The sequence below is a fragment of the Flintibacter porci genome, from assembly GCF_041925195.1.
In the GTDB taxonomy this organism is placed as follows: Bacteria; Bacillota; Clostridia; order Oscillospirales; family Oscillospiraceae; genus Lawsonibacter; species Lawsonibacter porci.
Window position 1 is genome coordinate 220,800 of record NZ_JBHEVB010000001.1, and the last position, 18,130, is coordinate 238,929.

An 18,130-nucleotide genomic window follows, 5' to 3' on the forward strand; every position below is an offset into this window, starting at 1 on the left:
CAAACAAACTTGGGATAGGGAAAATGCTTAGTAGGAGTAGCTCCCTCCGCCGATAAACTCCCGCAGCAGGGAGTCTTTGGCCACCAGCTCGGGGTCGATGGGCTGGAAGTAGCGGAAGGCGTCAATGAGCTCCAGCAGCTCACTGCGGCGGTCGTTCTCCTCCGGCACGGCCCGCAGCAGAGGCAGCGCATAATTCTTCATCACCGACACCTCGTAGGGCAGAGAGGAGTCGAAGATGATGTCCGCCTTGTTTTTAAAGGGGGAGATATACAGCTTCTCGCCCCGGCGCACATTGGCCCACATGTCCAGGGTATCCTCCACATCGGTGCCCCGGAAGTTGTAATCACGCACCGCCCGGCGGGTCAGGCGCATCCAGGTACCCTTAAAGCGCAGCACAGATCCCTCGTTCACATTGGAGCGGGCGGAAATGTACAGCTTGGTGGCCTGGGGATGGCGTCCGGCGATCTGGTCGTTGAGGGCGTGGATGCCCTCGAAGATGGCGATCTCATTTTTGCCCAGCTTCAGGGGCGTGCCCCGGCTGTCGTTGCGCATCTGGCGGACGAACTCATACTTGGGGATCATGATCTCCTCCCCGTTGGACAGGGCGGTAAAGTGGCGGGAGAGCAGCTCCATGTCCAGGCACTGGGGGGATTCATAGTCGATGTCCCCCTCGGGGGTGCGGGGCGCGGTGCGGGGGTTGATGGTGGTAAAGTAGTTATCCATCGCCACGGCGTGGGTGTTGACTCCCCGCCGCTGCAGCTCCTCCGCGATCTTCATGGCGGTGGTGGTCTTGCCCGAGCCGGAAGGGCCGGAGAGCAGCACAATGGGGCTGCGCTCGATGTTGGACAGGATCTTATCCGCCGCCAGCGAGACCCGCTGGCTGTAATTCTCGTCGCACTCGGCTAAAAATTCCTTCACATCGCTCTGGATCCGGCGGTTGATTTCCTGCAGCTGGTAAGCCATGGTGGGAACGCTCCTTTCAGTTATGAGTAGGAAGGAAACAGGCCGCCAGTTCCTCCTTCTGGGCCAGGACCCGGTCCAGGGCGGCCAGATAGTCGTGGGGATATTTGGGGTTGGGCTGACGGACAATGGTACCGGCGGCGCGGTCCACCAGCTTGGTGACGCCGCCTCCTCCGATGGAGACCACCGTCTGCAGCTCCTCCATCATGACGATATTGTATACGCTCTCCTGGCCGCTCAGGCACCAGCCCACGTTCTCCAGGGAGCCGGACATATACTTTTGACGGTACAGGTAGTAGGGGAGATAGCCCTTGCCGCTCAGACGCTCCAGGGAGTAGTCCAGCATGCGGGCGGTCTCCTCGCCGCTGGGCAGGGCGCCGCCCTGCTCCATGAGCCGGGAGCCTTTTTTCAGGGCCAGGGTATGGACGGTGATGTTCTCCGGCTCCAGGGCCAGCACTCCATTGAGAGAGCGGCAGAAGCCCTCGAAGCTGTCCCGGGGCAGCCCGGCGATGAGGTCCATGTTGATGGAATCAAAGCCCACCTCCCGGGCCAAGGCGTAGGCGTCCAGGATATCCTGGGCGCTGTGGCGGCGGCCGATGGCCTGGAGCACCGGATCCTCCAGGGTCTGGGGATTGATGGAGATGCGGCCGATGCCCGCCTCCCGGAGAGCCAGCAGCTTCTCCCGGTCGATGGTGTCGGGGCGGCCGGCCTCCACGGTATATTCTACGCAGTGCTCCACCGGCAGGTCTCGGTGAACGGCCTCCAGCAGCTGGGAGAGCTGGGAAGCGGACAGGGTGGTGGGGGTTCCTCCCCCCACATACAGGGAGTGGACGGTCTTGCCCGCCCGGCGCAGGCTCTCGCCGGTGACGGCGATCTCCCGCAAAACGCCCTCCAGATAGGGCTCCACCAGCTTTAAGGTGCGGCCCACATCGGCGGAGACAAAGGAACAGTAGGCGCACCGGGTGGGACAGAAGGGGACGCCGATGTACACCGACACCTGGTCATCCCGCACCTCCCGGTCCACCGCCAGGCTGGCCTTGGCGCAGTCTACCGCCAGAGAGGCCCGTACCGGAGAGACCCGGAAGTCCCGCTCCAGCTCCCGCTGGGCCTGCCTGGGTGTGGCGCCCGCCAGCATCGCCCGGGTGGGCAGTTTCACCGGGCGCACCCCGGTGAGGGCGCCCCAGGGGGGCTCCTGCCCCAGCAGGGTCACTCCCGCGCGGTAAAACGCCATCTTCAGTCCGTGCTGGACAGTATGATACACCTTTTCGGCGGGCTCGTCCAGTTTCTCCCTGGGGAAACGGGCGCGTCCCTGGGCCTGCCGCCCTTCCCGCGCCACCTGGGCAATGACGGTGACCCACTTTTCTCCCGGTGTGACGGCAAAACGGGCCCAGTCCTCCCCTGCTCCGGCGGGCTCTTCGGGGTACTCGGGCCGCTCTCCGGGGAAGAGGGTGAGCATCATCTGCTCCACCGAGTACTTATACCGCTCCGGCTGCCAGTCGTAGTCGCCCCGGTTCCAATACAGCTTCATCGCGCGCCCATGGCCTCCAGCAGGAAGGGATTATACTTCCGCTCCCGCTCCAGGGTGGAGGTGCGGTCGTGGCCGGGACAGACGTGGAAGTCCCCCTCCAGCTCGCCCAGCCGCTTGAGGGAGGCCATGATCTCCTCGTAGCTGCCCCCCCGCAGGTCGGTGCGGCCGCAGGAGCCGCAGAACAGGGTGTCGCCGGTAAAGAGCACGTCCCCTACCTTCAGGGTAACGGAGCCCTTGGAGTGGCCGGGGGTATGGAGCACCTCAATGGTGAGAGAACCCAGGGAGAGGGTGTCTCCCTCGTCGTAGTTGTTGAGGTCCTTCACCTGGGCGGCCAGGGGGAAGAGCTGGGAGCCCGCCCCATTGGCGTCCGCCTGGTGGATGTAGACCTGCACGCCGGGCAGAGCCTTCACCAGGTCGGGCACGGCGGTGGTGTGGTCGTAGTGGCCGTGGGTGAGGAGGATGTACTTCACCTCGCCCTCCGCCTTCTTTACCTGGTGGAGGATGCGCTCCCAGTCGTCGCCGGGATCGATGATGGCCATCAGGCCGCTCTCCTCATCCTGGAGAAAATAGCAGTTGGTGCCGATGGGGCCCACCTGCATGACAGATACCTTCATGGGTCGTTCCTCCTTATCCCTGTTCCGTATCGAAGAGAATGGTGACGGGGCCGTCGTTCACCGAAGCCACCTTCATATCCGCACCAAACTCCCCGTGCTCCACCCGGAAGCCCTTCTGGCGGCACTGGTCCAGAAAACGCTCATAGAGGGGGATGGCCACGTCGGGCTTGGCGGCCCCGGTAAAGCCGGGGCGGCGGCTCTTGGTGTCGGCGTAGAGGGTAAACTGGCTGATGACCAGCAAGGACCCGCCCACCTGTTCCAGATTCAAGTTCATTTTGCCGTTTTCGTCCTCAAAGACCCGCAGATTGCAGATCTTCTCGGCCAGCTTATCGCAAACGGCCTCATTATCCTGGGGACCGACCCCCAGCAGGACCAGATAGCCCTGATCAATGGCGCCCCGCACGGTTCCGTCAATGGTGACGGAGGCGGAGGACACCCGGGTAACAACAGCTCGCATAACATTCGACTCCGTTTAACTGAATTCTATATTCTATCTATTTTATCTGGTTGCCAGGATGATCAGAGAAACCATTCCGCCCAAAATCACACTCAGAGATACCGAAGCCCACACACCGGGCCACAGGGCGGGGTTTTTCTCTATGTCGTCCGGCGCTTGGACTGCCTTTTTGATGGCCGAAATCAGGCTGAAAACAAATACAAACGACCAAATAGGCCAGCTCCAGACAAACAAAACGCCTAAAATCTCAAGCACCATGACACCCTCCTAACTCATCATTTGCCAGACGCTCTGGCCACATGATACACGCCCTGGATGTTGTTGAGTTTGTTGATGACGGTGGCCAATTCCTCTTTGTCCTTGACCTCCACCACGATATTGATGCTGGCGTGGCCGTCAGGCAGAGACCGGGCGGTGAGGGCGTTTACCTTCACCTTGGCCGCCGACAGGGCCATGGCCACATCCAGGGTCAGGCCGTCCCGGTCCTTGGAGGACAGCTCCAGGGCGGTCTTGTAGTTGGGCAGGCTGCTCTCCACCCAGGACACCTTCACCCAGCGGTCGGCCTCCTCGGGCTTGCGCTTTTCCGGGGCGGCGTTGGGGCAGTCGGAGCGGTGAACAGAAACACCGTAACCCCGGGTGATAAAGCCGATGACCGGGTCGCCGGGGACGGGGGTACAGCACTTGGCAAACTTCACCAGGCAGTTACCCAGTCCCTCCACGATGATGCCCGAGTCGGAGTGCTTGGGCTTGACCTGGCCGGAAGTGGGCGTCTGGGCGGTGGAACCGGGGACGATGACGCTCTCAGCGGTGGTCTTGGCGGCAGCCGCCGCCTTTTCCGCCTGGAGACGGCCCAGGCGGGCTAGCTCGTCCTTGATGCGGGCCACGCTCTTCACCGCTGTGGTGCCGCCGTAGCCAATGGAGGCATACAGCTCATCCAGCGTGCCGAAGCGCACCTTGTGCAGGATGTGGGGCAGCACGTCCTCGGCGGTGATGGCCGTCATGGGGATCTTCATATGCTTGAGCTCCGCCTCAAAGAGGGCGCGGCCGGTGGCGATGTTCTCCTCCCGGCGCTCCCGCTTGAACCACTGGCGGATCTTGTTGCGGGCCTCGTTGCTCTTGGCGATCTTCAGCCAGTCCCGGCTGGGACCCTTGGCGTTCTTGGAGGTGATGACCTCCACGATGTCGCCGTTTTTCAGTGGGGTGTCGTAGGGCACCATACGGCCGTTGACCTTGGCGCCCACCATGCCGTTGCCCACGGCGGAGTGAATGTTGTAGGCAAAGTCGATGGGGGTGGCTCCGGCGGGCAGGCTCTTCACGTCGCCGTTGGGGGTGAAGACGAACACCTCGTCGGCGAACATATCCACCTTCAGGGTGCGGACAAACTCCTCCGCGTCGGTGTCCTGCTGGCTCTCCAGCAGCTTGCGCACCCACTCAAAGTCCTGCTCAGAGCCCAGCTTCTTGTTGGCCATGCCCTGCTTATACTTCCAGTGGGCGGCGATACCGTATTCAGCGGTCTGGTGCATCTGCCAGGTGCGGATCTGCACCTCAAAGGGGATGCCCCCCCGGCCGATGACGGTGGTGTGCAGGGACTGGTACATGTTGGGCTTGGGGGTGCCGATGTAGTCCTTAAAGCGGCCCAGCACCGGCTTGAACATGTCGTGGATACAGCCCAGCACGTTATAACACTCGGGGATGTCGTCCACGATGACCCGGAAAGCGTACAGATCGAAGATCTCGTCCAGGGTCTTGTTCTGGGCAAACATCTTGCGGTAGATGGAGTAGGTGTGTTTCACCCGGCCGTACACCTTGCAGCGGATGCCCTCCTGCTCCAGCCGCTGCTGGATGCGCAGCTGGATGGAGGCCAGAAACTCCTCGTGGGCAGCCGAGCGCTTGGCCATCTCCTCCTCGATCTCCTTGTACCCCACCGGGTCCAGGTAACGAAGGGACAGGTCCTCCAGCTCCCATTTGAGCTTCTGCATACCTAAGCGGTGGGCCAGGGGGGCGTAAATCTCCATGGTCTCCAGGCTCTTCTCCCGCTGCTTCTTGGGAGACTGGTACTCCATGGTGCGCATGTTGTGAAGGCGGTCGCAGATCTTGATGAGGATCACCCGGATGTCCTGGGCCATGGCCATGAGCATCTTGCGCAGGTTCTCCATCTGCTCCTCTTCCTTGGAGACATACTGCACCCGGGTCAGCTTGGTGACGCCCTCCACCAGCGCGGCCACCGGCGCGCCGAACTTTTTGGCGATCTCGTCGTGGGTAGCGTTGGTATCCTCGATGCAGTCGTGGAGCAGGGCCGCGATGACGCTGTCCACATCCAGCCCCAGGTCGGCCACAATATCGGCCACGGCCAGGGGGTGGATGATATAGGGCTCGCCGCTCTTGCGTAGCTGGCCGTGGTGCTCGGCGTCGGCATAGGTAAAGGCGGCAAACAGCCGCTGAGTATCCAGATTCGGAGTATATGCGCTGACTTTATCTTCCAGCGCCTGATAGCGTTCCAAAATGGGGTCCATCGAATCACCTCGACAATCGAAAGTAACAGGGGCAGGCCGCGGTTTTACTCCTGCAAAGCGGCACGCAGCCGCCGCAGGATCTCCGAAGCCTCCAGGTCCACTTTATGCTCCAGCCGGTGCAGGGTGATGTGCACTCGGCCCGACTGGACCTTCAGCGAGATCAGTCCCCGCTCCTGCATCACCTCCAGGCAGATGCGGGTGTGGTTGGGCCGCTCCCGCCGGCCGCTGGAGTGGGCCACGCTGCGGGTCATGCGGGCCAGGGTGTCCTCCAGGCAGTCGCCCGGGCCGCTCTGGTGCTCCAGATAGCGCCACAGACAGACAAACTCCGCCCGGTCGGGCAGCAGGGACTGGGCCTCGTCGGGGGAAAGCAGCTCGCCCCGGCGGTATTTATCGTAAATGCAGCGCTCCATCTGCGCCCGGGTGAGGGCAGGGTGGAGATCCACCACCTGCAGCTGCACCGAGCGCACGCCGCGAAATTCATTGATCTGGGGATAAAATGCCACGTCCACCCGGCAACCGGGAGTCACGCCCAGCTGGGCGGCGTCGGCGGAGAAGAAGATGGCGTCCAGCACGCTCCCCCGGGCCTCCAGCCGCAGCTTCAAGTGCCGGCCGCGGCCCACCTGGACGGCGGACTGGACATGGGCGCCGGTAATGACCAGCACCGGGCGGGGATTTCCGGTCCCGCAGGGCTCCAGGGCGTCCAGCGCCTCCACCGAGGCCACATCCAGCTGCTGAGGCTGGACGATGCCGTCGGTCTCCAGCACGGAAGGGGGCTCCTGCCCCGCCTGCTGCTCCAGCACTCCCTGCCGGAGCCGCTGGGCCAGGGCGGGGATATTCTCCTCCCGCACCATAAAGCCCGCCGCCAAAGCGTGGCCGCCGAAGCTCTCCAGCAGGTCGCCGCAGGTCATGAGCAGCTCAAATAGGTTGATCCCGCCCCAGGAGCGGCAGGAGCCCTTGCCCATCCCCTGGTCCAGACAGATCATGAAGGTTGGGCAGGTATACTTCTCGCTCAAGCGGGAGGCCACAATGCCCACCACCCCCTGATGCCACTCCGGGTCAGCCAGGACAATGGCCCCCTGCTGAGGCTGGTGGTCCAGGCGCTGGATGCACTCCTGAAAAATCTCTCCCTCAATATTCTGCCGCTCCCGGTTGAGCTGGCACAGCTCCTGGGCCAGCTCCTGAGCCCGCTGGGGGGAGTGGGTCAGCAGCAGTTCCCCGGCCAGAGCCGCCTTGCCCATGCGTCCGGCGGCGTTGATGCGGGGGGCCAGGGTATAGCCGATGGACACCGAGGTGAGGGGCCGATCCCCCAGTCCCGCCTCCTGGATGAGCTGGGCCAGGCCCAGCCGCTTGGGGTGGGCCAGAGCGGCCAGTCCGGTCTGAACAATGGTACGGTTCTCCCCCGTCATGGGCATCACGTCGGCCACCGTACCTACGGCGGCCAGATCGGCGTAGTCTTCAAACACCTGCCGCGCCCGCTCCGGCCCGGCTACCGCCATGGCCAGCTTCAATGCCACGCCCACACCGGCCAGCCCCTTGAAGGGGTAGGGACAGTCGGAACGGTGGGGGTCCACCACCGCTACGGCGGCGGGCAGCGGGTCTTTACACTCGTGGTGGTCGGTGACCACCACGTCCACGCCAAGTCCGGCGGCAAAGGCCACCTCCTCCACGGCAGTGATGCCGCAGTCCACCGTGACGATGAGGGTCACCCCCTGGTCGGCCAGGGTGTGGATGGCCTCCAGGTTGAGGCCGTACCCCTCCTCCAAACGGTCGGGGATGTAGGGGGTCACCTGTCCCCCCATGCGCCGCAGGCAGTCGGTAAGCAGGCAGGTGGAGGTGATGCCATCCACATCGTAGTCTCCGTAGACCGCCAGGTGCTCCCCTGTCTCCAGGGCCCGGCGCACCCGCGCCGCCGCCCGGTCCATGTCCCGCAGCAGCATGGGGTCCAGCACCGGTTCCGCTCCAGGGGTGAGCAGCCGCCGGGCCTGGTCGGGCTGGGTGATGCCCCGGGCGGCCAGGATGGCCGCCAGCAGGGCAGGGATGCCCGCCGCCTCCAGATTTTGGCGCACCCTGGGGCTGCCCGAGGGCATACTCCACTCTTTGTACTTCACCGGCGGTCACCTCCTCCCAGCTTGCCGCAAGCATACTGCGGCAGTATCACTACTTATTATACCATATTTTTGTGCAAAGAAACAAGTGGAAAAGCACACCCCGCCCATGGGCGCCCTGGCTCTTGTCCGACGAAAAAAAACGTGATAAAATACGGGAGTTATTTTGGGGTTTCCCCCGCTCTGCGGAGAGAAAAGAGACGAACTTATGACCTATTACGACGCTGGACAATATGATATCGCCGTGATTGGCGCGGGGCATATGGGGCCCCATCGCAGATGGGGCGCGCTTTGCGCGTACAAGCGTTTTGGCCTCCAGGCCAAAACCTTGGCGCAGGGCGAATTCATTTCGCCCGAGCATTTTAATTTCTCTCGGGTTCCCGCGGGGCCCGCAATCCGAAAAAGGAAGTCATGCTTATGACCTACTATAACGCTGGACAATATGATATCGCCGTGATCGGGGCGGGCCACGCGGGCATTGAAGCGGCTTTGGCCGCCGCCCGCATGGGCCTGCGCACGGTATGTTTTACCATCAACCTGGACGCGGTGGGCAACATGCCCTGCAACCCCGCCATCGGCGGCACGGGCAAGGGCCACCTGGTGCGGGAGCTGGACGCCCTGGGCGGCGAGATGGGCCGGGCCGCCGACAAGGCCTGCATCCAGTACCGCATCCTCAACCGGGGCAAAGGCCCGGCGGTGTGGTCGCTGCGGGCTCAGGCCGACCGGCGGGAGTACCAGAAGATCATGAAGCACACCCTGGAGCGCCAGGAGAACCTGTGGGTGAAGCAGGCCGAGGTGGTTGCCATCCGTACCGAAAACGGGGCCGTCTCCGCCGTAGTCACCCACACCGGGGCAGTGTTCGCCGTGAAGGCGGCCATTATTGCCACCGGCACCTACCTGGGCGGCCGCACCATTGTGGGCGAGGTCGTGCGGGACTCCGGTCCCGACGGGCTGGCCGCCGCCCTGCCCCTCACCCAGTCTCTGCTGGAGTTGGGGGTGTCCATCCGCCGCTTCAAGACGGGCACGCCCCCCCGGGTGAACGCCCGCAGCGTGGACTTCTCCCAGATGGAGCTTCAGGAGGGGGACCCGGACGCCCAGCCCTTCTCCTTCACCACCCGGGAGCACCCCCAGAACCGGGCGGTGTGCTACCTCACCTACACCAATGAGAAGACCCACGACATCATCCGGGCCAATCTGGACCGCTCCCCCCTCTACGACGGCACCATCGAAGGGGTAGGCCCCCGGTACTGCCCCTCCATTGAGACGAAAATCGTCCGCTTCCCCGACAAGGAGCGCCACCAGCTCTTTGTGGAGCCCATGGGCCTGGACACCGAGGAGCTGTACATCCAGGGCTTCTCCTCCTCCCTGCCCGAACAGGTGCAGATCGAGATGCTCCACACCATCCCCGGCTTGGAGCAGGCCGAGATGACCCGTCCCGCCTACGCCATCGAGTACGACTGCATTGACCCCACCCAGCTGCTGGCCACTCTGGAGGTCAAGACCGTCCCCGGCCTGTACGGCGCGGGACAGTTCAACGGCTCCTCCGGCTATGAGGAGGCCGCCGTCCAGGGTTTTGTTGCGGGCGTGAACGCCGCTTTGAAAATTCAGGGCAAGGAGCCCTTTATCCTGGGCCGGGATCAGGGTTACATCGGGGTGCTCATTGACGACCTGGTCACCAAGGGCACCAACGAACCCTACCGCATGATGACCTCCCGCACCGAGTACCGCCTGCTTCACCGCCAGGACAACGCCGACCAGCGGCTCACCCCCCTGGGCTATGAGCTGGGCCTGGTCCCCAAGGAGCAGCTGGAGGCTGTGCAGGCCAAATACGCCGCCGTGGACCGGGAGTGCAAGCGCCTGGAGCACACCGGCGTGGCCCCCTCCCCCGCTCTGGATGCCTTTTTGGCGGACCGGAACCAAGCCCCCGTGCAGAACGGAGCGCGGCTGGCCGACCTGCTCCGCCGTCCCCCGGTGAGCTATGAGTCCCTGGCTCCCTTTGATCCCGACCGCCCGGACCTCTCCCTGGAGATCACCCAGGCGGTGGAGATCGCCGTCAAGTATCAGGGCTACATCCAGCGCCAGCTGCGCCAAGTAGAGGAAATGAAAAAGCTGGAGAGCTGGCCCATGCCCGCCGACACGGACTATGAGGCCATCCAGGGTCTGCGTCTGGAGGCCCGGCAGAAATTGCAGCAGATCCGCCCCCGGAACCTGGGCCAGGCCAGCCGGGTGTCCGGCGTGTCCCCGGCGGACGTGGCGGTGCTGATGGTCTATTTGAAGCAGCGCATCGATGGACGCGCGTGACCGTCTCAGGAGGAGACCGATATGAAACTGACCCAAGTCAAAGGCAACACCTGGGTGCTGGAGGGGTTTGAGCTCATCCCCCTCTACCGCCTGGACAACAACAAGTGCATCCTGCTGGACACCGGATTGGAGCAGGAGCGGGAGGACATCGAGAACACCCTGCTGGAAGCGGGGCTCATTCCTGCGGGCATCCTCTGCTCCCACGCCCACATCGACCACGCGGGAAATAACCGCTATTTTCAGGAGAAGTACCATATCCCCGTAGCCCTCACCGCCCGGGAGGCGGGCATGTGCGCCAGCGTTTTGTCTCTGAAGTGCTACTTTCTGCTCCTTCCCCCCGACATGGTGGAGCGGGAGTCCTCCAACCTGGTCCACACCCCCGACGTGATCATCCCCGACCAGGACGGCCCCTTCTCCTTTGCCGGAGCGGAGTTCACCATTCTCCACACCCCCGGCCACTCGGTGGGTCATGTGTGCACCGTCACCCCCGACAACGTGTGCTATGCCGGCGACGCCCTCCTTTCCCAGGAGATGCTTACCTCTAAGCTGCCCTACTGCCTGTCCCACCAGATGGGGATTGAGAGCCGGGAGAAGCTGCGGAGCTTTTCTTGGGACTACCTCATCATGGCCCATCGGGGAGTCTGCCCCGGCACAGAGCTGAACAAACTCATTGACCAGAACCAGGAGCTGGCCCAGCTTCGCTCCCGGGAGGTCTATGACCAGGTCACCCGGCCCATGACGGCCAGCGAGGTATGTCAGGCGGTGTGTCAGTACCACAAGCTGCTCACCGGAAAACCCCGCCGTGCCCTGCGCTTCGAGCGCAACATCCGCTTCTTCCTGGAGTTTCTGGTGGACCGGGGCGACCTGGTCATGGAGACGCAAAACGGCACGGTGATCTTCCGCCGGCCTTGAACCAAATGTTCCCATTTTTTAAGAAAAGGGGCGCACTTTTTAAAAAGTGCGCCCCTTTTCTTCCTTTTTTGTATATTTTGTGGATTGGCAAGCCGGTTTATACTGTTGTAAAATACAACTGTTGATACTAGCAACAAAGGAGGAATTCAGGTTGCAGGACAACAAGGACGTTTTTCGACGGATTGAGCGTCAATATTACCGGGACCGGATGGGGGCGCTGGGCCTTTCCACCGTGGAGGGAATGCTTCTGCGCTGGCTGGGCAAACAGGGCCAGACCCGCCAGGAAGACCTGGTAGTGCAGTTGGTTCTGGACAAGGGGGCGGTGGCCCGCGCCTTGGCCCGGCTGGAGGAGCTGGGCCTGGTGGAGCGGGCGGTGAGCGACCGCTGCCGCCGGGAGAAGCTGGTCTCCCCCACCCCGGAGGGACTGGTGCTGGCGGGCGCCATCCAGCAGTCGGTGGACGAGTGGGACGCCGTCTGTTTCCAGGGATTTTCTCCCCAGGAGCGGGCTTTGTTTACCGATCTGTTTACCCGCATCACCCAGAATGCTATGGAATACAAGCAAGGAGAGAAGGAGCATGGTTAAAAATCTGACGGAAGGAAAGCCGCTGCCGCTACTGTTCTTTTTTGCCCTGCCCATGGTGGCAGGCAACCTGTTTCAGCAGCTGTACAACATGGTGGACACGGCAGTGGTAGGAAAATTTGTGGGCGAGGACGCGGTGGCGGCCGTAGGCTCCTCCTTCCCCATCGTGTTTTTGTCGGTGGCCGTGGCCTCGGGACTGTCCATGGGCTGCAACGTGGTGGTGTCCCAGCTGTTTGGCGCGGGGCGTATCCATGAGATGAAATCCACCATCTCCACCGCTATCATCTCCCTGAGCGTGCTGGGTCTCATCATTATGGGGCTGGGCACCGTGTTTGCCGGTCCTCTGCTCCATCTGCTGGGCACCGACCCGGACATTATGGCCGACTCGGAGCTGTACTTGCAGATTTACTTTGGCGGAGCGGTATTCCTCTTCCTTTACAACACCCTCAACGGCATCTACAATGCCCAGGGTGACAGTAAAACCCCGCTGATTTTCCTGATCATCTCCAGCCTGACCAACATCGTGCTGGATCTGCTGTTTGTCATCCAGTTTGACATGCGGGTGGCCGGCGTGGCCTGGGCCACTCTGATTGCCCAGGGCATATGCGCGGTGGCCTCCCTCATCGTTATGTACCGGCGGATGAAGCGTCTGCCCTGCGAGGAGGGCCGGGAAAATGAGAAAGTTCCCCTGTTTCACATGACTGCCGTGCGGCGTATCGCCCAGATCGGTCTGCCCTCCATGCTCCAGCAGTCTCTGGTCTCCCTGTCTATGATGATGATGCAGGGATTGGTCAACTCCTACGGCAAGGTGCTGGTGGCCGGCTATACCGCCGCCACCAAGATCGACACCCTGGCCATGCTGCCCAACATGAACTTCTCCAACGCCATGTCCAGCTATACTGCCCAGAACATCGGCGCGGGCAAGTACGACCGGGTGAAAGAGGGTCTGAAGGCCTGCCTGTTTATGGTGGTGGTCTTCTCCCTGGCCATTACCATCATCATCTTTCTCTTCGGCAGCCAGCTGCTCTCCCTGTTCCTGGACCCGGGAGATACCTCCGGCGCACTGGGCTACGGCCTTGCTTATATGCACACCGTGTCGGTGTTTTACATCCTCATGGGCCTGCTCTTCGTGCCCAACGGCATGCTCCGGGGCGCGGGTGACATGGGCGCCTTTACCTTCAGCTCCATGGCCAACCTGTTCTCCCGTGTGGCCATCGCCTACGGTCTGGCCTACCTCACCCCTCTGGGTGCCAACTCCATCTGGTGGTCCATTCCCGCCGGCTGGGCCATCGGCGCTGCGGTCTCCCTGCTGCGAGTCAAGAGCGGCAAGTGGATGCGCAAAGCGGTGGCCGACCGCTGATTTTCCTGAAAAAGTCCGCCGTCCCTGTGGGACGGCGGACTTTTTTGCGCGTTTAGGGCATTTCAAGGGTAATATGGAAGGAGAGCGTACCCGCTCCAGGCCTTTCCTGAATCAGGATGGAGTAATCCCCAAAATAGGGTGAAGCCCAATACCCCTGGCACTGGGTCACCTCCAAGGTCACCGTTATGCCGCCGGGACCCTCAACTCGGTTTTCTACCTCCGCCCCCTGGAAAGGGATGCTCAGCAGGGCATCACAGGCACCCCCGGCCTGGCGCTGTCTCTCCCCCTCCTGGAGCGGGTTGCGGGCCTCTCCGCTGGGGTCCGCCGCCAGGAGCAGCGGCTCCAGCACCTCATTCATCACCCACCCCACATGAACCAGTTCATCATAGGGGTCTCCCTTGGGGGAAAAATCCAGCTGCATGGCGGCCACTGTCCCATCTGCATTGGTTTCAAAACGGACGGAAGACCACTCTCCAAATTCTTCCTCCCTCAGTTCTCTCCACTCCCGGTTCTGGTAGACAGCCGGCACGGTCTCCCAGCTTCCGTCGGGGGTCAGAGCGCTGGCGTGCTGGTCAAAGTCGGAGAGCTGGCGTTCATAGAAATTGTAGTTCTCCACTACCTTGATAGGAGTCAACGGCGCGTCTGGATAGGGCGGCACCCGGCTCCACAGCAGGCTCACACCGGACAGGGCCGTCATAGCAGCCCAGCAGACCGCCCAGGCCACCCAGCGGCCCCGGCGAATGGGCTGGGCCATGCAGCGGTTCTCCTTCTCCCAGGGCAATGGTTTCCCGTCGGTGCAGTCCACAAAGCACATCCAACTGCGCCACTCCCGGTACAGAGGGATACACAGCCCCTGTCCCCGCCACAGCACCAAAAACAGCCGCTCCACCGCCTGGTCCCAAGCGAGTTTCCGGCCGTCCAACCGCCGCACCCGAAGGCCAAGCAGCCACTTGCCCGGGGTGTATCCCCAGGTACATAGAAGGATTGGTTCTACCAACAGCAACAGTACCCAAGACAGACCCACGCTGACGGCTGTTTGGAGCTGGTCCCGAAACCAAAGGGTGGGCATATACCAGTGCAGCACCTGAAATTGCAGGACCTGCCACACCAGGGTCATCAACATCAGGTCCAGATACCGGGCCCAAAACCGCCGCCAGGGGTGAGGCCCCCGCAGGCCGTCCTCCCGGGCTGGGTCCACCCTTCGCGTGGGGGGCAGCTCGGTCTGGGACAGCTCCTCCAGCCAGGGGCCTGGCTCCAGAGAGTCATAGTCGGCTTGAGCCTGGCTCAGCTCCCGGCACACCCGGGCATACCGCTCCAGGTCCGCCCGGTCCCCCTCCAGCACCTCCGCCTGGCACTCCATGGCCTGGGCCAGAGAGAGGCTCCCCCCCTCCAGCACCTCCGCCTGGCACTCCATGGCCTGGGCCAGAGAGAGGCTCCCCTCCTTCAGCGCCCGGATGGCCTCCAGGTCCAAACTCAGCTGCCGCAGCAGCTTCACTTTCTCCAGGGTCCGGGCGTCCTCCTCCGAGTAGTCGCGGTAGTTGTTCTCCCGGCGCTGCGGGGTAATAAGCCCCTGCTGCTCATAAAAGCGGATGGCTGTGCGAGGCAGTCCGCTGCGCTTCTCCAGCTCCTTGATGGTCATGCCGCCACCTCCTTCTGTCTGGAGCGTAAGCTATCCACCAGGTATACAGTCAAGAGGAAAATCCAAATTTCAAAAAGTTTTCCCCATTTTGTGGGCTAACGGTGGAAAACTTCCGGTAAAAACCACTCCCCCACTGTGCCGCAGGTCAGTGGGGGAGGATTGGGATTTCTAGCTTTCGGCAAGAGCCTGATGTAAAAAGGTGACCAGCTGGGCTCGGGTGCAAGTGTTATAGGGCGCAAAGTCGTCCACATTCTGACTGGCGGTGACACCCTTTTCCCAGGCCCAGGCCACGGCGCTTTGGTACTCCGCCCGCTGCTGGAGATACTCCTCCAGGCATAGCCCCTGTTCATGGATCACCTTGGCAGTCTCCACGCCCACATAGCGGTAGTGCCAGGGCTCGTAGATGATGCCTGTAATCTCTGATTTATCCTCCGGGTAACGCAGGATAAATCCGTACTCCCAGCAGTGCTCCATCAGCCACTTCTGGGTGGGCATGGTGGCCTGCTTCTCGTTGAGCTTGGGGTAGCCGGCGTCGATAATATCCACCGCCAGGCCCGCCTGGTGCTCGCTGGTACCGGGCACGGCGGTCTCCTGTGCCGCCTCCCGCTCCGCGTCCGCCCGGGACAGCCCAAACCCCATCCACTTGGCCACCGCCTTGGCAAACAGCTGCTCCTGCTTCTCCGGGGTGCGGTAGGCCGAGCAGACCACCGGCCTATTTCCCGCCCACCAGCAGTGGGCCATCATTTGATTCAAGGCATCCACACACCGCTCATCCACCGAGTAATCGCTCCCCTCGATCTGGGAGAGCGTGATGGAAAAATCCTGGGGCACAGGGTTCCAGGGATTGACCAGAAGCAGATTCCACTCCGTCCCGCTCTGGCTCTCCTGCTGGGCAGCCGGCTTTCCCGCCAGCTTCCATAGCATGGTGACGATGGTTCCCCGGCTGCACAGCCCATCGCCGCCAAACTCTGTGCCCGACACCAGTCCCGCCTCTGCGGCCCACACCGCCGCCTTTTCATAGTAGCAGCCGGCAGGCACGTCGGAGAAGGAATTTTGGCCCACAGGCTCCGGCGACCCCACGCTTCGCCACAGCATGGTCACCACCTGGGCGGTGGTACACTGGGCATCCGGGGAGAACATTCCCTCTCCGGTGCCGCTGGCCATTCCCCGCTCTACAGCCCAACGGACCCATGGGGCGTAGTAGGCGTCCTCCGGCACATCCAAAAATAGTCCCACCGTCTCCTGTTCCTGGCCGCTCTGGCCGGGATTTTGGGTATCCGGTACCGGGGCTGCTCCGGCCTCCAGAGTCAATGCGCCTGCCAGCATCACGCCGGACAGCACGCCCGCCATCCATCTTCTCATCGTCTTCCCCTCCCTCGCCTCTGGCGGATAGAACAGCGCCCCCGTCCCTGTTCGGGCGGGGGCACTGAATTTGGTTTTCCGTTTTACTCGGCAGAGATCATATAGTAGTACACAGGCTGTCCGCCGGGCAGCAGGCTGACCTCGGCGTTGGGGCAAGCGGCAGTGATGAGGTCGGCCGCCTTCTGGGCCTGCTCCTCGTTCACGTCCTCGCCGTAGAACACGGAGATAAACTCCGCATCCTGCATCTCCTCCGACTGAGCCAGCTTGCTGAGCAGCGCGTCCAGATCCTGGTCGGTACCGAAGAGCTGGTGCTCCAGCAGAGCCAGGTAGTCTCCCTGCTGGATGGCAAAGCCGCCAAAGTCGGAATTCCGGGCGGCGTAGGTGATCTCGGCGGTACGCACCCGGCCGAAGGCCTCGGTCATGGCCTCGGTCATGGCGTCCTCGTCCATGTCCGGGTCCACCGCCAGCATGGCCGCGATGCCCTGGGGCACAGTCTTGGTGGGCAGGACCACTACCTTCTTGTCCTCACACAGCCGCTGACACTGCTGGGCGGCCATGATAATGTTCTTGTTGTTGGGCAGCACGAAGACGATCTCCGCGGGAGTCTTGTCGATCTCCCGAAGAATATCCTCGGTGGAGGGGTTCATGGTCTGGCCGCCGGAGATGACGCCGTCCACGCCCAGGTCCTTGAACACGGACTCCAGGCCCGCGCCGGCGCACACCGCCACATAGCCGTACTTCTTCTCGGGCGCGGCCTTCACCGGCTCGCTCTGGGCACAGCCCGCCTCCAGCTCGGCCTCGATGGCCTCCAGGTCGTCGGTGCTCTGGACATGCTTGCCCGCGGCCAGATCGTCGGCCTGGGTGCGCATGTTCTCGATCTTGGCCAGCTCCAGGGTACCGTACTTCTGGGCCTCGGTGAGAGCCTCACCGGGGATATTGGTATGGACATGGACCTTGAAGGCCTCGTCATCCTCGCCGATGACCAGGCTGTCGCCGATGCTGTTGAGGTACTTGCGGAAGGGGTCCAGGTCCACATTTTCGGTGTGCTTGCGCACGATGAACACGGTATCAAAGGCAAAGGTGATGTCCTCGGCAGCCATGGCCGCAAAGTCGGCCTTGTCTGCGGGGGCGCTCTCCTCCTCCTGCTCACTCTGGGGCATGGGCACGCCCCGGATCTCGTCCAGCATACCCTGGAGGATCACCAGGAATCCCTTGCCGCCGGCATCCACCACGCCCGCCTTTTTCAGCACGGGGTTCTGGTTGATGGTGTTGTCCAGGGCGATCTGGCCCTCTTCAATGGCGGCCTGGAGCACGCTCTCCAGGCAGTTATCCTCCCGGGCAGCACCGGCGGCACGGGCGGCCGCCATGCGGGACACGGTGAGGATGGTGCCCTCGGCGGGCTTCATAACGGCCTTGTAGGCGGCGGCCACGCCGAAGTCCAGCGCAATGGCCAGATCCCGGCCGTCGATGGTCTCGCACTCCTTGATGCCCTTGGCAAAGCCGCGGAACAGCAGGGACAGGATGACGCCCGAGTTGCCGCGGGCGCCCCGCAGCAGCGCGGAAGCGGCCGCCTTGGCGGCCAGTCCCACGGTGGCATACTGGTTCTTTTTCAGCTCGGTGGCCGCGGCGCCGATGGTCAGGCTCATATTGGTGCCGGTATCGCCGTCGGGCACGGGGAACACGTTCAGGTCGTTGATCTGCTGCTTTTCAGCGTTGATAGAGGCGGCTGCGTGGATGACCATCTGCTGAAAGGCCGCCGCGTCAATGGTTTGTGTCATATCGGCAAAATTCCTTTCTAC

At 62.8% G+C, this 18,130-nt stretch carries 14 protein-coding genes; 4 read left to right on the top strand and 10 right to left on the bottom strand.

The features are described from left to right. Window positions 1-27 precede the first annotated feature (27 nt). From ACEVJL_RS01025 to recJ, 7 genes are read right to left on the bottom strand one after another with little or no spacing between them, the layout of a single operon-like run. Window positions 28-963 carry a uridine kinase family protein gene (locus ACEVJL_RS01025; RefSeq protein WP_374736610.1) on the bottom strand — a complete coding sequence of 312 codons (936 nt, stop codon included), beginning with the start codon at window positions 961-963 and terminating at the stop codon, window positions 28-30. Between the two features lie 16 nt (window positions 964-979). Then, a complete protein-coding gene (gene hemZ, locus ACEVJL_RS01030) occupies window positions 980-2,488 on the bottom strand; it encodes a coproporphyrinogen dehydrogenase HemZ (protein WP_374736611.1) in 1,509 nt (502 codons plus the stop codon). Then, window positions 2,485-3,102: an MBL fold metallo-hydrolase gene (locus ACEVJL_RS01035; protein WP_110442181.1), complete on the bottom strand. Its 618-nt coding sequence runs from the start codon at window positions 3,100-3,102 to the stop codon at window positions 2,485-2,487. Before ACEVJL_RS01035 ends, hemZ begins: the two co-directional genes overlap by 4 nt. A 13-nt stretch (window positions 3,103-3,115) precedes the next feature. After that, window positions 3,116-3,559 carry a D-aminoacyl-tRNA deacylase gene (gene dtd / locus ACEVJL_RS01040; RefSeq protein WP_008981196.1) on the bottom strand — a complete coding sequence of 148 codons (444 nt, stop codon included), beginning with the start codon at window positions 3,557-3,559 and terminating at the stop codon, window positions 3,116-3,118. 42 nt (window positions 3,560-3,601) lie between these two features. Beyond that, window positions 3,602-3,817: a hypothetical protein gene (locus ACEVJL_RS01045; protein ID WP_008981195.1), complete on the bottom strand. Its 216-nt coding sequence runs from the start codon at window positions 3,815-3,817 to the stop codon at window positions 3,602-3,604. Window positions 3,818-3,834: 17 nt separating this feature from the next. Further along, window positions 3,835-6,072, bottom strand: a complete 2,238-nt coding sequence (locus ACEVJL_RS01050; protein WP_374736612.1) for a RelA/SpoT family protein — start codon at window positions 6,070-6,072, stop codon at window positions 3,835-3,837. Between the two features lie 44 nt (window positions 6,073-6,116). Continuing rightward, entirely contained in the window at window positions 6,117-8,180 is a 2,064-nt protein-coding gene (recJ, locus tag ACEVJL_RS01055) for a single-stranded-DNA-specific exonuclease RecJ (RefSeq protein ID WP_302668425.1), read from the bottom strand. A gap of 414 nt (window positions 8,181-8,594) precedes the next feature. On the opposite strand from recJ, the gene mnmG reads away from it, so the two are divergent. From mnmG to ACEVJL_RS01075, 4 genes are all read left to right on the top strand, one after another. Beyond that, window positions 8,595-10,478, top strand: coding sequence for a tRNA uridine-5-carboxymethylaminomethyl(34) synthesis enzyme MnmG (gene mnmG / locus ACEVJL_RS01060; protein ID WP_374736613.1), 1,884 nt, complete (start codon window positions 8,595-8,597; stop codon window positions 10,476-10,478). Window positions 10,479-10,499: 21 nt separating this feature from the next. After that, window positions 10,500-11,390, top strand: coding sequence for an MBL fold metallo-hydrolase (locus tag ACEVJL_RS01065; protein ID WP_235397760.1), 891 nt, complete (start codon window positions 10,500-10,502; stop codon window positions 11,388-11,390). A 151-nt stretch (window positions 11,391-11,541) separates the two neighbouring features. Next, the gene (locus ACEVJL_RS01070; protein ID WP_374736614.1) at window positions 11,542-11,973 is read left to right on the top strand and encodes a MarR family winged helix-turn-helix transcriptional regulator; all 432 of its coding nucleotides are present in this window, start codon (window positions 11,542-11,544) and stop codon (window positions 11,971-11,973) included. Next, window positions 11,966-13,330 carry an MATE family efflux transporter gene (locus tag ACEVJL_RS01075; protein WP_374736615.1) on the top strand — a complete coding sequence of 455 codons (1,365 nt, stop codon included), beginning with the start codon at window positions 11,966-11,968 and terminating at the stop codon, window positions 13,328-13,330. The genes ACEVJL_RS01070 and ACEVJL_RS01075 overlap by 8 nt, the downstream gene beginning before the upstream one ends. A 52-nt stretch (window positions 13,331-13,382) precedes the next feature. Here ACEVJL_RS01075 and ACEVJL_RS01080 read toward each other — a convergent pair whose 3' ends face one another. The 3 genes from ACEVJL_RS01080 to ACEVJL_RS01090 all read right to left on the bottom strand — a co-directional run bounded on the left by ACEVJL_RS01080 (window position 13,383) and on the right by ACEVJL_RS01090 (window position 18,109). Continuing rightward, window positions 13,383-14,969, bottom strand: a complete 1,587-nt coding sequence (locus ACEVJL_RS01080) for a MerR family transcriptional regulator (protein ID WP_374736616.1) — start codon at window positions 14,967-14,969, stop codon at window positions 13,383-13,385. A gap of 168 nt (window positions 14,970-15,137) precedes the next feature. After that, window positions 15,138-16,331 carry a D-alanyl-D-alanine carboxypeptidase family protein gene (locus ACEVJL_RS01085; protein WP_374736617.1) on the bottom strand — a complete coding sequence of 398 codons (1,194 nt, stop codon included), beginning with the start codon at window positions 16,329-16,331 and terminating at the stop codon, window positions 15,138-15,140. Between the two features lie 83 nt (window positions 16,332-16,414). After that, complete coding sequence (locus tag ACEVJL_RS01090; RefSeq protein WP_302668432.1) at window positions 16,415-18,109, bottom strand: DAK2 domain-containing protein; 1,695 nt, start codon at window positions 18,107-18,109, stop codon at window positions 16,415-16,417. Window positions 18,110-18,130: the final 21 nt, after the last annotated feature.

Bases quoted from the DNA above. Each gene is read 5' to 3' on its own strand.
- ACEVJL_RS01025 (WP_374736610.1), bottom strand. From the start codon at position 963: ATGGCTTACCAGCTGCAGGAAATCAACCGCCGGATCCAGAGCGATGTG.
- hemZ (WP_374736611.1), bottom strand. From the start codon at position 2,488: ATGAAGCTGTATTGGAACCGGGGCGACTACGACTGGCAGCCGGAGCGG.
- ACEVJL_RS01035 (WP_110442181.1), bottom strand. From the start codon at position 3,102: ATGAAGGTATCTGTCATGCAGGTGGGCCCCATCGGCACCAACTGCTAT.
- dtd (WP_008981196.1), bottom strand. From the start codon at position 3,559: ATGCGAGCTGTTGTTACCCGGGTGTCCTCCGCCTCCGTCACCATTGAC.
- ACEVJL_RS01045 (WP_008981195.1), bottom strand. From the start codon at position 3,817: ATGGTGCTTGAGATTTTAGGCGTTTTGTTTGTCTGGAGCTGGCCTATT.
- ACEVJL_RS01050 (WP_374736612.1), bottom strand. From the start codon at position 6,072: ATGGACCCCATTTTGGAACGCTATCAGGCGCTGGAAGATAAAGTCAGC.
- mnmG (WP_374736613.1), top strand. From the start codon at position 8,595: ATGACCTACTATAACGCTGGACAATATGATATCGCCGTGATCGGGGCG.
- ACEVJL_RS01065 (WP_235397760.1), top strand. From the start codon at position 10,500: ATGAAACTGACCCAAGTCAAAGGCAACACCTGGGTGCTGGAGGGGTTT.
- ACEVJL_RS01075 (WP_374736615.1), top strand. From the start codon at position 11,966: ATGGTTAAAAATCTGACGGAAGGAAAGCCGCTGCCGCTACTGTTCTTT.
- ACEVJL_RS01080 (WP_374736616.1), bottom strand. From the start codon at position 14,969: ATGACCATCAAGGAGCTGGAGAAGCGCAGCGGACTGCCTCGCACAGCC.
- ACEVJL_RS01085 (WP_374736617.1), bottom strand. From the start codon at position 16,331: ATGAGAAGATGGATGGCGGGCGTGCTGTCCGGCGTGATGCTGGCAGGC.
- ACEVJL_RS01090 (WP_302668432.1), bottom strand. From the start codon at position 18,109: ATGACACAAACCATTGACGCGGCGGCCTTTCAGCAGATGGTCATCCAC.